17 protein-coding genes are annotated in these 14560 nt (G+C 55.3%); 7 read left to right on the top strand and 10 right to left on the bottom strand.

The genetic code is table 11. The features are described 5' to 3' along the window. The first annotated feature begins 41 nt into the window (after nt 1-41). A complete protein-coding gene (ldtE, locus tag ACOTYB_RS07715) occupies nt 42-1055 on the top strand; it encodes a L,D-transpeptidase LdtE (RefSeq protein WP_022650923.1) in 1014 nt (337 codons plus the stop codon). A 60-nt stretch (nt 1056-1115) separates the two neighbouring features. Here the strand turns inward: ldtE and lpp are convergent, their stop codons facing one another. From lpp to ACOTYB_RS07690, 5 genes are all read right to left on the bottom strand, one after another. Continuing rightward, nucleotides 1116-1352: a murein lipoprotein Lpp gene (gene lpp / locus ACOTYB_RS07710; RefSeq protein WP_001082307.1), complete on the bottom strand. Its 237-nt coding sequence runs from the start codon at nt 1350-1352 to the stop codon at nt 1116-1118. Between the two features lie 312 nt (nt 1353-1664). Next, a complete protein-coding gene (gene pykF / locus ACOTYB_RS07705; RefSeq protein WP_220153762.1) occupies nt 1665-3086 on the bottom strand; it encodes a pyruvate kinase PykF in 1422 nt (473 codons plus the stop codon). Between the two features lie 7 nt (nt 3087-3093). Beyond that, complete coding sequence (locus tag ACOTYB_RS07700; RefSeq protein ID WP_421765789.1) at nt 3094-3390, bottom strand: hypothetical protein; 297 nt, start codon at nt 3388-3390, stop codon at nt 3094-3096. Between the two features lie 73 nt (nt 3391-3463). After that, on the bottom strand, nt 3464-4609 hold the full coding sequence (locus ACOTYB_RS07695; RefSeq protein ID WP_190269137.1) for a trans-sulfuration enzyme family protein: 1146 nt from the start codon (nt 4607-4609) through the stop codon (nt 3464-3466). Between the two features lie 12 nt (nt 4610-4621). Further along, entirely contained in the window at nt 4622-5992 is a 1371-nt protein-coding gene (locus ACOTYB_RS07690; RefSeq protein ID WP_220153763.1) for a pyridoxal-phosphate dependent enzyme, read from the bottom strand. 399 nt (nt 5993-6391) lie between these two features. On the opposite strand from ACOTYB_RS07690, the gene ACOTYB_RS07685 reads away from it, so the two are divergent. The 4 genes from ACOTYB_RS07685 to fumD all read left to right on the top strand — a co-directional run bounded on the left by ACOTYB_RS07685 (nt 6392) and on the right by fumD (nt 9229). Next, complete coding sequence (locus ACOTYB_RS07685) at nt 6392-7414, top strand: methionine ABC transporter ATP-binding protein (protein WP_045342723.1); 1023 nt, start codon at nt 6392-6394, stop codon at nt 7412-7414. Then, entirely contained in the window at nt 7407-8075 is a 669-nt protein-coding gene (locus ACOTYB_RS07680; protein ID WP_045342722.1) for a methionine ABC transporter permease, read from the top strand. Before ACOTYB_RS07685 ends, ACOTYB_RS07680 begins: the two co-directional genes overlap by 8 nt. Before the next feature lie 23 nt (nt 8076-8098). Then, nucleotides 8099-8911 (top strand): MetQ/NlpA family ABC transporter substrate-binding protein, encoded by an 813-nt coding sequence (locus tag ACOTYB_RS07675; protein WP_003857677.1) that lies wholly within the window; start codon nt 8099-8101, stop codon nt 8909-8911. 108 nt (nt 8912-9019) lie between these two features. Continuing rightward, on the top strand, nt 9020-9229 hold the full coding sequence (fumD, locus tag ACOTYB_RS07670; RefSeq protein ID WP_003857676.1) for a fumarate hydratase FumD: 210 nt from the start codon (nt 9020-9022) through the stop codon (nt 9227-9229). Here fumD and ACOTYB_RS07665 read toward each other — a convergent pair. The 4 genes from ACOTYB_RS07665 to ACOTYB_RS07650 are packed head-to-tail and all read right to left on the bottom strand — an operon-like array spanning nt 9210 to nt 12273. Further along, a complete protein-coding gene (locus ACOTYB_RS07665) occupies nt 9210-9896 on the bottom strand; it encodes an amino acid ABC transporter permease (RefSeq protein WP_045342721.1) in 687 nt (228 codons plus the stop codon). The two genes, fumD and ACOTYB_RS07665, sit on opposite strands and share 20 nt — an antisense overlap. Further along, the gene (locus ACOTYB_RS07660) at nt 9880-10626 is read right to left on the bottom strand and encodes an amino acid ABC transporter permease (protein WP_045342720.1); all 747 of its coding nucleotides are present in this window, start codon (nt 10624-10626) and stop codon (nt 9880-9882) included. The genes ACOTYB_RS07665 and ACOTYB_RS07660 overlap by 17 nt, the downstream gene beginning before the upstream one ends. Then, nucleotides 10626-11441, bottom strand: coding sequence for an amino acid ABC transporter ATP-binding protein (locus tag ACOTYB_RS07655; protein WP_045342719.1), 816 nt, complete (start codon nt 11439-11441; stop codon nt 10626-10628). Before ACOTYB_RS07655 ends, ACOTYB_RS07660 begins: the two co-directional genes overlap by 1 nt. 1 nt (nt 11442) lies before the next feature. Beyond that, nucleotides 11443-12273 (bottom strand): ABC transporter substrate-binding protein, encoded by an 831-nt coding sequence (locus ACOTYB_RS07650; protein ID WP_045342718.1) that lies wholly within the window; start codon nt 12271-12273, stop codon nt 11443-11445. A gap of 245 nt (nt 12274-12518) precedes the next feature. On the opposite strand from ACOTYB_RS07650, the gene ACOTYB_RS07645 reads away from it, so the two are divergent. Next, nucleotides 12519-12686 carry a hypothetical protein gene (locus ACOTYB_RS07645; RefSeq protein WP_032653328.1) on the top strand — a complete coding sequence of 56 codons (168 nt, stop codon included), beginning with the start codon at nt 12519-12521 and terminating at the stop codon, nt 12684-12686. A 144-nt stretch (nt 12687-12830) separates the two neighbouring features. Further along, on the top strand, nt 12831-14237 hold the full coding sequence (locus ACOTYB_RS07640) for a DUF1996 domain-containing protein (RefSeq protein WP_045342716.1): 1407 nt from the start codon (nt 12831-12833) through the stop codon (nt 14235-14237). Between the two features lie 57 nt (nt 14238-14294). On the opposite strand, the gene ACOTYB_RS07635 is transcribed toward ACOTYB_RS07640, so the two are convergent. After that, nucleotides 14295-14435: a hypothetical protein gene (locus ACOTYB_RS07635; protein ID WP_003857665.1), complete on the bottom strand. Its 141-nt coding sequence runs from the start codon at nt 14433-14435 to the stop codon at nt 14295-14297. Nucleotides 14436-14560 lie beyond the last annotated feature (125 nt).

Genomic DNA, 14560 nt, shown 5'->3' with positions numbered 1-14560 from the left:
TCAGCTTTCTGACGTTTGGTCAGTGAATAAGGAATCTCAGCATGAAGCGCGCGTCTCTAATAACTCTATTACTCCTTGGTTCGCTCAGTGCTGTTAATTCAGCCAGGGCGGTTGATTATCCTTTACCGCCCGCAGGCAGCCGCCTGATTGGGCAAAACCAGACATACACCATTCAGGAAGGGGACAATAAACTTCAGTCTATCGCTCGTCGGTTTAATACCGCCGCACAGCTCATCCTTGAAACCAATAATACCATTGCACCGGTGAATCCTGCGCCAGGAACGGTCATTACGATCCCTTCCCAGATGCTACTGCCGGACACCGAGCGTGAGGGCATTGTGGTGAATCTGGCGGAGCTGCGTCTTTACTTCTATCCGCCTGGCGAAAATATCGTGCAGGTCTATCCGCTGGGTATTGGTCAGCTTGGGCTGGAAACACCGGTCAGCACCACCCGTGTGAGTCAGAAAATCCCTAACCCTACCTGGACCCCCACAGCGGGCATCAGAGCGCGCTCACTGGCCCAGGGAATTAAACTCCCGCCTGTGGTACCCGCAGGGCCAAATAACCCGCTGGGGCGCTTTGCGCTTCGTCTGGGTATCGGGAATGGGGAATATCTTATTCATGGCACCAGCGCGCCGGACAGCGTAGGGCTGCGGGTCAGCTCGGGCTGTATGCGGATGAACGCGCCGGATATCAAAGCGTTGTTTGAGCAAGTGCGCGTCGGCACGCGGGTGCAGATTATCAATGAGCCGGTGAAGTTCTCCGTCGAGCCGGACGGCAAACGTTATATCGAAGTGCACAGGCCGCTGGCGCAGGCAGAGGGCGAAAACCCACAGACGGTGCCGTTCACGCACTCGGCGGCGTTTACCGCTTTTGCAGCGGAGTCAGGTAGCGATAAAACGCTTATCGATAAAGCCCTGGCGCGCAGAGCCGGGATCCCGGTTGCCGTTTCAACAGGCAATGGTTCGTCAGCCAGCAATTCTGTCCTGTCGGTTCAGAATAGTCGTGTCTCAGCGGCGGTGGCGGAAGACGAGGGAGAGAAAGCGCTTCAGTAGAGGTTTGACTAAGGCAAAAAAAATGGCGCACAATGTGCGCCATTTTATTAACAGGTACTATTACTTACGGTATTTAGTAGCCTGGTTGTCCAGACGCTGGTTAGCGCGAGCTGCGTCGTCTTTAGCAGCCTGAACGTCGGAACGCATTGCGTTCACGTCGTTGCTCAGCTGGTCAACTTTAGCGTTCAGAGTCTGAACGTCAGAAGACAGCTGATCGATTTTAGCGTTGCTGGAGCAACCTGCCAGCAGAGTAGAACCCAGGATTACCGCGCCCAGTACCAGTTTAGTACGATTCATTATTAATACCCTCTAGATTGAGTTAATCTCCATGTAGCGTTACAAGTATTACACAAAGTTTTTTGGGTTGAGAATATTTTTTTGATGGGATTACGCCTATTTTTGATCGTTCGCTCAAAGAAGCAACGAAATCGGCAATTTTGACGAAAAAGCTATGTTAAAAAAGGCATTTTTCATCGGATTCATCTTAGATAAATCGCGATTAAATAGAAAAACCCGATTTGCTTTTTGAATAGTTCTGGTTAAAGGCGGGAATAAAAAAAGCGCCCCGAAGGACGCTTTTTAACAAAACAATAATTTGTTCGTGAAATATTACAGCACGTGGACAGATGCCGTGTTGGTGGTGCCGCTTGGAACCAGCGCGCCAGAAACCATAACCACCACGTCGCCTTTCTGAGCCAGGCCACAATCAACCAGTTCCAGAGCCACTTCTTTACCCAGACGATAGAAATCATCGGTAGAGGCAATCTCTTTCACCAGGTGTGGGATCACGCCTTTGCTCAGCACCAGCTGACGCGCGGTGGTTTCGTTGGTGGTCAGCGCCAGAATGGTCGCATCCGGGAAGTATTTACGCACGGCACGCGCAGATTTACCGCCCTGGGTCGCCACGACAATCAGCGGGGCTTCCAGTTTCTCGGCGGTTTCTACCGCACCACGGCACACGGCTTCGGTGATGCGCAGTTTACGGCTGTCGTTGTTGTAATCCAGACGGCTTTTCATCACGCGGTCGGTACGCTCACAGATGGTCGCCATGATGCTGACCGCTTCCAGAGGGTATTTCCCTTTTGCAGATTCGCCAGACAGCATAACGGCATCGGTACCGTCGAGGATGGCGTTCGCAACGTCGCCTGCTTCAGCGCGGGTAGGGCGTGGGTTTTTGATCATGGAGTCCAGCATCTGCGTTGCGGTGATAACCACTTTACGCGCGCGAACACATTTCTCGATCATCATCTTCTGCGCGAAGATCACTTCTTCAACCGGGATTTCAACGCCCAGGTCGCCACGCGCTACCATGATACCGTCAGACGCTTCGAGGATTTCGTCGAAGTTGTTCAGGCCTTCCTGGTTTTCGATCTTGGAGATGATCTGGATGTTATCGCCGCCGTGCGCTTTCAGGTGCTCACGGATCTCAACCACGTCAGAACGTTTACGGATAAAGGAGGCAGCAACGAAGTCCACGCCTTGTTCGCAGCCGAAGATCAGGTCTTGTTTGTCTTTTTCAGCCAGCGCTGGCAGAGCAATGGACACACCCGGCAGGTTGACGCCTTTGTTTTCGCCCAGATCGCCGTTGTTCAGCACTTTACAGATAACTTTGTTACCTTCGATAGCGGTCACTTCCATGCCGATCAGGCCGTCATCTACCAGCACGGTGTTGCCAACAGACAGGTCGCTGGTGAAGCCTTCGTAGGTCACGGCAACGATTTCGTTATTACCCACAACGGATTTGTCGGTGGTGAAGGTGAAGGTCTGGCCCGCTTTCAGGGAAACGTCGTTACCGCCTTCCAGTTTGATGGTGCGGATTTCAGGACCTTTGGTGTCGAGCAGGATTGCCGCTTTTTTCCCGGTCTTGCTCATCACGTTGCGCAAGTTCTGGATACGCTGGCCGTGTTCAGCATAGTCGCCGTGGGAGAAGTTCAGACGCATCACGTTCATGCCGGCATCCAGCATTTTGCTCAGCATCTCTTCGGATTCGGTTTTCGGGCCGATAGTACAAACAATTTTCGTCTTTTTCATGACAGTCTTAGTCTTTAAGTTGGGAAGGATATGGAAATCTCGCTCCGGGGGCGCGCCGCCGCGGAGTCAAACCTGTGTTGCGAAAGAGTATATGACACGCACTAAGAATAGGTGACATCAAATGAGCGTGCAGAAGAAAGTGTGCCTGAGTGCCAGCCCAACGAAGGAGAGGAGAAGTTGTACGTTTTTTTTTGTATTCCAAGCGCTGAAACCATTCACCAGGGATTTGGCGCGCATTATACGCTGATTTACAGTAAAAAGGAAAATGGAAACAGCGTTTCAAAAACAATCTGTGCAGATTCACATAAGTTTGTTATCAAGGCGTTAAGGCCTAATGTCATCTTATGACGGCAGGCGCAACGCCCGCCGTTTTTTGCTCACTTTTTCAGCGCTTGTTTAAGGTCGGCGATCAGATCCTTCGCATCTTCAATCCCCACCGACAGACGGATAAGCTGCGGCACAATGCCGTTTGCAAGACGCTGCGCCAGTGGAATGGAGGCGTGGGTCATGCTGTAGGGCTGGCTCACCAGACTCTCCACACCGCCAAGGCTTTCCGCCAGGGTAAAGAGCGTAAGATGACGGATCACCTCTGTCGCGCGCTGCGCATCGCCTTTAATCACAACGGAGATCATGCCGCCCGGCAGCGCCATTTGTCTGCGGGCCAGCGCATACTGGGGATGTGACGCCAGCCCGGGATAGAACACGCTGTCTACCTGCGGATGCTGCTCCAGCCATTGCGCAATCGCCAGCGCATTGGCGCTGTGCTTCTCAACGCGCAGTGAGAGGGTGCGAATGCCCCGCAGCGTCAGGAAGCTGCTGAACGGATCCAGAACGCCGCCAATCGCGTTTTGCAGATAGCCCAGACGCTCCGCCAGATCCTTATTCGCCCCCACAACAGCCAGCCCGGCAACCACGTCTGAATGACCGTTGAGATATTTGGTGGCGGAGTGGACCACTATGTCGAACCCCGCCTCCAGCGGCCGGTGAATGACCGGGGAGGCGAAGGTATTATCCGCCACGCTGATCGCATTATTGCGCCGGGCAATGTCCGCGATGGCCTCCAGGTCGGCCAGTTTCAGCAGCGGGTTCGTTGGCGTTTCCACCCAGATCATGCGCGTGTCCGGGCGAATGGCGGCCTCAAGTCCGGCTACATCGTCCGGCTTAACCCAGCTCACCTGTAACCCGGTGCTGCGCTTGCGCACGTTTTCGATCAGGCGATACGTACCGCCATACACGTCGTCAATGGCGACGATATGGCTGTCTTTATCCAGCAGTTCGAGCACGGTGGAAATGGCCGCCAGCCCTGACGCGAAGGCGTACCCGCGCGTGCCGCCTTCCAGTTCGGCGATGGCGGTCTCCAGCGCGTGGCGGGTTGGGTTGCCGCTCCGGGAGTATTCGTAGCCGGTATGTTCACCCGGTGCCGGTTGCGCAAACGTCGACGTGGCGTAAATTGGCGGCATCACGGCGCCGTGCGGGTCGTGATACTCACCGCTGTGAACGCTGAGGGTGGCCAGGTTTTTCATCTTTTGCTCCTTTTATTTTGTCAGGCGGTTACGCCAGGCGGTGAGTACGTCACTGCGTGTGATCAAACCCAGAAAGCGGTTTTCGTCATAAATAATCGCCACCAGGCCACGGTCAAAGATGGCGTACAGGGCGCTCTCCGGGGCCTGCTTATCCAGATATTCAACCTGACGCGTCATGGCCGCCGTCACGGGGAGGGAGAAGCGATCGGCATCTCCCCCGATGTGTCGCAGCAGGTCCCACTCGTCGATGATGCCGACGACCTTGTTGTTATCGAGCACCGGCAGCTGAGAGATGTCGTACAGGCGCATGCGGGCCAGCACGGTGGAAAGCGTGTCGTCCGGGGCGGCAGTGACCGTCGCGCCTTCATCGTGGCGCAGGGCAATATAGTCCGAGAGATCGCCTGCCTGCGGACGCGAAATCAGCCCCTGCTGGCGCATCCAGTCGTCGTTGAACATCTTCGAGAGGTATTTATTGCCGCTGTCGCAGGCGAAGGTGACCACACGTTTTGGCGTAGTCTGCGCCTGGCAATATTTCAGCGCTGCCGCCAGCAGCGTGCCGGTGGAGGAGCCTGCCAGGATCCCTTCCGTTTTTAGCAGATCGCGGGCGGTGGTGAACGCCTCGCGATCGGTAATGCGCCAGGCGCGGTTAACCGCCTCGATGTGCGCCAGCGGAGGAATAAAGTCTTCGCCAATCCCTTCAACCAGCCACGAGCCGGCATCGTGATAGCGTCCGGTCTCAACCTGGTCCGCCAGTACCGACCCGGCCGGATCGGCAAGCACAAATTCCGTCTGCGGCGAATGTTCTGCAAACCACGCCTGTAAGCCGCCCAGCGTACCGCCGGACCCCACGCCGACGACGATGGCATCGATCTGGCCGTCAAGCTGTTCAAACAGTTCCGGTGCGGTAGTGGTGCGATGCGCCAGCGGATTGGCCGCGTTACTGAACTGGTCGATATAAAACGCGCCTGGCAGTTCGTTCGCCAGCCGCCGGGCATAATCCTGATAATAGGCCGGATGCCCTTTGTTCACGTCCGAGCGGGTCAGCACGACCTGCGCCCCTAACGCGCGCAGGTGGAAAATCTTCTCGCGGCTCATTTTGTCCGGCACCACCAGGATCAGCGAGTAGCCCTTCTGCGCCGCAATCAACGCCAGCCCCAGGCCGGTGTTCCCCGCCGTGGCTTCAATAATGGTGCCGCCGGGCCGTAGCTGGCCCGTACGCTCGGCTTCATTAATCATCGACAGCGCGACGCGGTCTTTAATCGAGCCGCCGGGATTCTGGTTTTCCAGCTTCAGAAATAACGAGCAGGGGCCGGCGTCCAGCTTGTGCAGCTGGATGAGCGGCGTGCGGCCAATCAGTTCGGTGACGGAGTGGTAAAGCGTCATGGTCATGTCCTGTGAAGAGGTGATGACCGGATGATAGAACCATGAAATTTTCTCAATAAAGAACGTTTCACTGCGTTTTAGAACGGAAAGGAATAATCCTTGTGTTTTCAGATGGAAAGACAGCAAGACGTAAAGTTGTCCAGATGTGAGGATGGCTATATCCGCATAAAGTGCTGCAAAATTAGCCAATTTCGTCGGGTGAATGAGACCTGATATGCAAATGGCAGATAATTATTGCCGATATTCATCTAAATGCTTTTCACCCGCCAGTTCGCTGCTTATTCCGCAGAATTATAAGAAATTCTTTTTTGGTCATTTAAAAGCTGATAACGGCTGTTTACTATCTTTTGGACATCCATACTGCTAAACCGCTATATGCGTAACGGATAACGAATAAGAATGATCGTACTCAGCAATATTTCGAAGGTCTTTGAAAACGGAAAGCTGGCGCTGACAGCCGTTGATAACGTCAACTTGACGATAGAGCAGGGACAGATTTACGGGATCATCGGTTACAGCGGGGCCGGGAAAAGTACGCTGATCCGTCTGCTGAACGGTCTGGAAAAGCCCAGCGCCGGCAGCGTCACCATTAACGGTCAGGATATCTCCGCCGCGAAGGGAGAAGCGCTGCGTCAGGCACGCCTGAAAATCAGCATGGTGTTCCAGCACTTTAATTTGCTCTGGTCGCGCACGGTGAAGGAAAACATCGCCTTTTCAATGCAAATTGCCGGTGTGCCAAAAGCGCAAATTCAGGCTCGCGTTGCCGAGCTGGTGGAGCTGGTCGGCCTGAAGGGACGCGAGAATGCTTACCCGTCGCAGCTGAGCGGCGGGCAAAAACAGCGTGTGGGCATTGCCCGCGCGCTGGCCAATCATCCGGACGTACTGCTGTGTGATGAAGCCACCTCGGCGCTGGATCCACAAACCACCGATCAGATCCTCGATCTGCTCCTGGACATTAACCGTCGCTTTAACCTGACCATCGTACTCATTACGCATGAGATGCACGTGGTGCGCAAAATCTGCGACCGCGTGGCGGTTATGGAGAACGGTAAGGTGGTGGAAGAGGGGGACGTACTGAGCGTGTTTACGCATCCGCAGCAGCCGATCACCCGGCAGTTTGTCCGCCAGGTGAGCCAGTACGCGGAGGAAGAGACCTTCAATACCGAACTGGCAAACGATCTGGAAGGCACGGTAATCAGGCTGACCTTCACCGGGCACAGCACGCACAGGCCGATCGTCGGTGAACTAACCCTGCGCTACGGCCTGCCGTTTAACATTCTGCACGGCAAAATGACGCAAACCGCCCACGGTGTTTTCGGGCAGCTCTGGGTGCACGTGGTGGCATCGGATGAACAACTGAACAATATCCTCGCCGACCTGAAGCAAAGCGATATTGAAGGCGAGGTAATCAAGCATGGCTGAACAACTCTTTCCGCACCTGAAGTGGGATCAACTTTGGGCTGCAACCCAGGAGACGCTCTACATGACTGCGCTTTCCGGCGTGGCGACGTTTGTCCTGGGGATCGCGCTCGGTCTGGCGCTGTTTTTAACTGCCCGCGGCGGGTTATTCCACAACCGCACGGTCTACAGCGTGATGTCGATTGTGGTGAACGTGTTCCGCTCGATTCCGTTCATCATTCTCATCGTTCTGCTGATCCCGTTCACCAAGACCGTTGTGGGGACCATTCTCGGCGCTAACGCTGCGCTGCCCGCCCTGATTGTGGGCGCGGCGCCGTTCTACGCCCGTCTGGTCGAGATTGCCCTGCGAGAAGTGGACAAAGGGGTCATTGAGGCCACGCGTTCGATGGGCGCGCGGCTGAGCACGTTAGTGTTTCGGGTTTTATTGCCGGAATCCTCACCCGCACTGGTTTCAGGTATGACGGTGACGCTGATTGCGCTGGTGAGCTACAGCGCAATGGCAGGGGTGATAGGTGCCGGCGGTTTGGGAAATCTGGCTTATCTGGAAGGATTCCAGCGCAACCATGGTGACGTCACGCTGGTGGCAACGGTGACCATTCTGATCATCGTGTTCATTATCCAGTACTGCGGCGATGCCATTACTTCACTGTTAGATAAACGCTAATAAATACACACAGGAACCACATCATGAAAAAGACACTGACACTGATCGCCGCCGCAACCCTGAGCGCCCTGAGCTTTGCCTCCTGGGCGGACACGCTCACCGTGGGGGCGTCCAATACCCCCCACGCGGAAATTCTGGAGCAGGCTAAGCCGATTCTGGCGAAGCAGGGGATCGATCTGGAGATTAAACCCTTCCAGGACTACATACTGCCAAACACTGCGCTGGCGGGGCATGACATTGACGCCAACTATTTCCAGCACATCCCTTACCTGAACAGCGTGCTGAAAGATCACGCGGGCGATAAGGATTATGATTTTGTCAGTGCGGGCGCAATCCACATTGAGCCGATCGGTATCTACTCCAAAAAATACAAGTCGCTGAAGGATCTGCCGGAGGGCGGCAAAATCATCATGCGTGATGCGGTTTCCGAGGAAGGGCGTATTCTCTCCATCTTCGAAAAAGAGGGCGTGATCAAGCTGAAGCCGGGCATCGATAAAGTGACCGCGCGCATCAGCGATATCGTGGAGAACCCGAAAAAGCTGCAATTTACCCCTAACGTCGAAGCGTCTCTGCTGCCGCAGATGTACAACAACGACGAAGGTGCTGCGGTGGTGATCAACGCCAACTACGCGATTGATGCTGGCCTGGATCCGGTCCACGATCCAATTGCGGTTGAAAGCGGTGAGAATAACCCGTACGCCAACATCATTACCGTTCATCGCGGTGACGAGAAGAAGAAGGATATCGTCGCGCTGGTGAACGTGCTGCACTCCAAAGAAATTCAGGACTGGATCCGCACCAAATACAAAGGCGCAGTCATCCCGGTTAACAACTAATCGACTGATTTTCCAGACGAAGCCCGGCGAACAACACGCCGGGCTTCTTTTTTGTATCCAGCCGACGAATGATTTAAGCTGACGGTTTAGGGCAACGGAGTGATGGCAATGGGCAATGTGACCAAAGACGAAGCGCTGTACCAGGAGATGTGTCGGGTGGTAGGCAAGGTCGTTCTCGAAATGCGTGATTTAGGGCAGGAGCCGAAACATATTGTCATTGCGGGCGTACTGCGTACCGCGCTGGCGAACCAGCGCGTTAAGCGCAGTGAGTTGACCACCAAAGCGATGGAAACGGTGGTTAAAGCGCTGGCCGGCTAACGCGCCAGCGCTTCGCGAGCAGCTCAAGCGAGCAGCAGAGCAGGTAATAGATCACACCCGTAAAGATAAAAATGGCCGCCGGGTAAATTTGCACCCGGTTGTTGACCTGTCCCGCCACCGTGGTCAGTTCAGGAACGTTCACGATAAACGCCAACGACGTATCCTTCAGCAGGCTGATAAAAATCCCCACCAGCGACGGCAGAATATTTCTCAGCGCCTGCGGCAGCAGCACGCGCCACAGCGTTTGCTGCGTACTGAACCCTTGAGAAAGCGCGGCCTCATTCTGGCCCGACGGTAGAGCTCTCAGTCCGGCTAATACCGAATGCATCACCGCAGCCGCGGTAAACCAGGCCAGCGCCAGCGTGACGGTCGTCGCGCCAGGGAGATCCCTGCCGGTTATCAGCGGCAGCAGATACCACATCCAGAATATTACGAAGATCAGGGGGATCCCGCGAATCAACTCTGCCCACGCAAACAGCGCACTGCGCACCACGCCGGGATAGCGGCAGGCGACGCATGCCAGCACAATCCCGCCGGGCAGGGCAAGCGCGGCGGCGCCAGCGGCCATCAGCAGTGAGAGCAGTACGCCGCCGGGTTCTCCCGCAGTCGCACGTCCCCAAAGCAGATAATCCAGGTTTTCGACAATAACGTTAAATCCGGGGATCATGATTTTTCCTCCCTGAATGGGGGCCGAGGCGCACCAGCACGCTCCCCGTCACCATCCCGGTAAGTAAGTAGAGCACCGTACCGACGGTAAAGGCTTCCAGGGCATGGGCGTTGTAACTTTCTATCTGGCGAACCTGGTAGGTCAGTTCGGCGAAGCCAATTCCGCTCGCGAGCGAGGAGAGCTTCATCAGGTTAAGGTACTGGCCAACGACGGGTTGCCAGGCGTTAGCGAGTCCCTGTGGCAGAAGAATGTAGCGAAACAGACGCCATGAGGAAAATCCCTGGGCGAGCGCCGCCTCCCGTTGCCCGGCAGGTACGGAACGGAGCCCCGATTCGACTTCTTCAATTAAAAACGCTGAGGTAAATACGCCTAACCCCCAGGCGGAGCATAAAAATTCGGGCGTAAACCACCAGACGTCACCGGGCAAAATGGACCAGCTGTGGTCTGCATTCACCGCGTCACGCAGCTCCTGCGGCAACCCGTTCCAGGCGGCGAAATACCAGAACAGCAGCTGCACCAGCAGCGGCGTATTGCGAAACAGCGATACCCAGCCGCTGACGAACGAGGTCCCGAGACGTCCCCCGGAAAGCCGTAAAAGCATAAAGAACAAGGCGAGCAGGCTTGCCAGCATAATCCCCGCCAGCGTCACCCACAGAGTGGTGAGAAATCCGGAGAGGATCCAGTGCAGGGGCTGTCCGGCCAGCACCCCCTGCCAGTCCAGAGCGGGCATTACAGTTGCTCCTGACGCAGCGGATCCAGCACTTTTTGCAGGAACCGCCTCGCACGCGGATGCGACGGTTGGTTGAAAAATTGGGCCGGGGACGCGGTTTCCAGAATGTGTCCACCGTCGATAAAGACGATTCGATCGGCAATTTCCCGGGCGAACTGCATCTCATGGGTGACGACAATCATGGTGATCCCGCTGTGGGCAAGGGCTTTCATCACCAACAGCACTTCGCCAATCATCTCCGGGTCGAGTGCCGACGTTGGCTCGTCAAAGAGAATGATTTGCGGCGACGAGGCCAGAGCGCGGGCAATCGCCACGCGCTGCTGTTGTCCGCCGGAAAGTTCAGCAGGGTAGCGGTGCGCCTTCTCCAGCATGCCGACCTTCTCCAGCAGCGCCAGCGCGCGCTCCTGGGCGGGCATGGGTTTCCAGCCGTGAACGTGCTCCAGTGCCAGGGTGATGTTCTGGCTGGCGGTAAGGTGGGCATAGAGATTGAACTGCTGGAATACAAACCCGACGCGGCTGCGTAACTGACGTAGCCTGCTGCCGGAAAGCTGTCCGGTCGGCTTGTGGTCGACCAGAATCTCCCCGCCGCTCAGGCTCTCAAGCTGGTTGATAAGCCGAATCAGGGTCGATTTTCCGGAACCCGAAGGGCCGAGAATGGCAACCACTTCACCCGGCATGATGGTGAGATTAATGTCGGTTAAAACCGGATGGTCGCCGTAGCGTTTGTCCACATGGCGAAACTCAACGCTGGCCTGTTCCAGACGTGAAAAATCCGCGGCATTGGCCGCGGAGTGCGAAAATAAACCTGAGAGCATATTACCGGGCTTCTATTTTAAAGTTACGAGGCTGTGGAGCAGGGCTGCCTGGACCGAACCAGACGTCATAGATTTTTGCCGCCTGGCCGTTTTTCTCCAGGTTAACCAGCTCATCGTTAACGGCTTTCAGCAGCGCCGTTTCACCCTTTTTCACCCCCACGCCAATCTCTTCTTTACTGAGCAGGTCGGGCAGGATTTTGAAGTCGGCTTTATCCGGCGCCTGCGCCAGCAGACCAGCCAGAATGGTGCTGTCCTGGGTAATGGCCTGCACGTTGCCATTGCGCAGTGCCGTCAGCGCCAGCGGGATGTCATCGTAAGAGAGGACGCGGGACTGCGGAAAACGCTGGTGCAGCGCCTGTTCACCCGTCGTACCTTTTACGGCGCCAATGCGTGCCCGGCTATAGTCATCAAGCTTGTCCGGTGATTTTGCCGGGACCAGGAACTGCTGGCCGGTGACGAAGTAAGGCGTCGAGAAATCAATGACCTGTGCGCGTTCCGGGGTGATGGTGATATCCGCCACGATGAGATCCGCTTTTCCGGACTGTAGCAGCGGAATGCGGTTAGCCGGATTGGTGGCGACCAGTTCAAGCTTGACGCCGAGCGATTTCGCCAGCGCTTTGGCGAAGTCCACATCGTAACCCACGATCTCATGCGTTTTGGCATCAATCGAGCCAAAGGGTGGATTAGCATCAAACGTGGCCACTTTCACCACGCCTGCTGCCTTGATATCCGCCAGCCGATCGGCCTGCGCCTGCGCTGAAACCAGGCCCCAGGCAGCCACTAATCCCAGAACCTGCGCCCGTTTTTTAAACCCTTTCATTTTTGCAGCCATAGTCATACGCCATCCCGTTGTTTTTGTTTTACCCCGTTACGCTCCCATAAGGGAAAGCTATCGCCAAATAAGAAATCGTTCTTTGCTATGAGAAAAAAAGCATGAGTGAACAAGGTGTTAAAGAAGAGAGCAGACGGCGGGGCGCTATTTGCAGATCCTGCACATCGACAGTGGATTTTGATATTTCCCCCGGGCGCAATTTGGGTGTTTAACTGAGGACAGGTTAAGCGAGAAGGGTAATGACGATGAAAAAATGGATAAGCACGTTACGGCGGTTTTTTGCGCCCCGACCAGTGAATGCGGAGAACAGCGCGCAACGTGTTCTTGAGTCAATACTGCCTGTCGCCAGCCTGTATGGCGTGGACGTAGCCAACATCGACCCGGAGTGGTTCCATGATAAAACGTCACGCTGAACTGCGCCGGACGCGCGAAATGTACTGGAATGAGTTGTGCGTGGTGTCTGTAAAGCGAGGATGAAGGGAAAAATACCCAGGCTAATCCTCGGTAATTGATGGCCGTTTTGTTACCACTATCTCCTTTCACAGATGGAGATGATAATGAAACGGACAGTATTAACCCCCGCGCTTTCTGCCACCGCACTTCTGCTTGCCATGCAGGCGGCACACGCTGGTCCACAGGCACATGTTGTATGCAGTTATTCCCACACCCTCGGCGATGATGCCATTATGATGTTCAGCATGCCCAACGAGGCTATGCTGCACGATTTTTTTGGTAACGTGCATACGGATGCTTACTCCAGCCGTGAATCGCTGCGTACCCAGGAAAAGACCACCTGCGATAACAAAGCAGACAGCTCGGCCTACTGGGCTCCGTCGCTAAAATTGCCGGACGGAACGGTGGTCAAACCAGCCTATCAAAAAACCTATTATCAAGCATCGAACGTTGACGCCTGGCCGCTGCACCCGTTCCCGGCGGGGCTGTCGCTGCTGGCGGGCGATCACCACGGCACCGCGCCAAATCCGCATATCACCTTTTTATGCGCGAATGGCAAGGGTTACACCACCAGAACGGGTGAAGTCTGCGGCTTACGCAAGGCGAAGGATGCCGTGCAGTTTAATATCGGCATTCAGTTCCCGAACTGCTGGGACGGGGTTAACCTGAAGCCCGCCCACGGCCTGGCTAACGCCACCTACGATACGAAAGGACAGTGTCCGTCCGCCTTCCCGGTGAAGATCCCGACGGTGAACATGAATATTGCGTACGTGCTCCCGACAATTAGCTCTCTGGATACCAGTAAAGTCCAGCTTTCCCTCGACCCCATCATGCATGGCAGTGAGCGTGAAGAGCGGTGGGGTAGCCTGTATACGGCACATGCTGACTTCATGAACGGCTGGACGGAAGATGCCGCGCGCTTTATGACCGACCTGTGCATGAACCGCGGAATGGATTGCGGCACCACCGTGCCGTATGGTTATTCAAAAGCGAAGGCCAACGTCTGGCTCAGCAGCATGGAACCCGCACTTTCACAGCCCGATCCCCAGATCTTACTGGTGCAGGATAACTGGAAGAATGGTGGACGCACGAAAAACAGCGAAACATTGTCGCTGGTGAAGTTCCACATTCCACCGCTGCCTGCCGGACAGGATCCTGCCCAGTTTAAATACCGCGTAAGAATTTTTGGCGGGAAAGTGGAAACCAACGGCGCGGATCAAATTTTCTTCTATCCGGCGAGTAACGACTGGGATCCGGCCACCGTAAGCTGGCATTCACGACCGTCCTGCAACTACCGCTCGGATGCGGTGCTTTACCTGAACCACTCCCGCGAATACCGGATGGTGGACGTGGATAAAGCGGTGCGTAAGGCGCTGGCAGAAGGGAAGACCGAAATTTCGTGGTATATCGGTGGCGATCGTCAGGGAAATCACTATCAGTTTGAGACGGGCTCATCTCCCCAAAGCTTGATCCTGATGCTGACCGGGTTTAGCAAAACGCCGGAGATCTGATATCAGGTAGCAAAAGGCATTCATAAAAAAAGCACCGGGGAGCCCGGTGCTTTTTCTTCAGATCTTGCAGGCATCGCCGCAGTCGTCATCGGCGACAATCGCCTGGGCTTTTTTATCCGCATCGTCGAGACGTTCCGCGTTGCGCTCTTCTGCTTCATCCAGCCCGTTAAAGACTAAGTTATCGAGATCAATTTCCATGTGCCACCTGCGTTATTCAGTTTTTGATACTGGCACAGTATAAGTCAAAAAAAGCGGGCCAGGCACCCCTCAGCACATATGGATAATCCCTGCCATACTCAGTGCTTTATTGCTGAGGAAAGCCG

This window comes from Enterobacter cloacae complex sp. IR5450, assembly GCF_049238665.1.
Lineage (GTDB): Bacteria > Pseudomonadota > Gammaproteobacteria > Enterobacterales > Enterobacteriaceae > Enterobacter > Enterobacter hormaechei_C.
The sequence above is the reverse complement of the archived record's forward strand: the minus strand, read 5'-3'. Positions and strand labels throughout refer to the sequence as shown.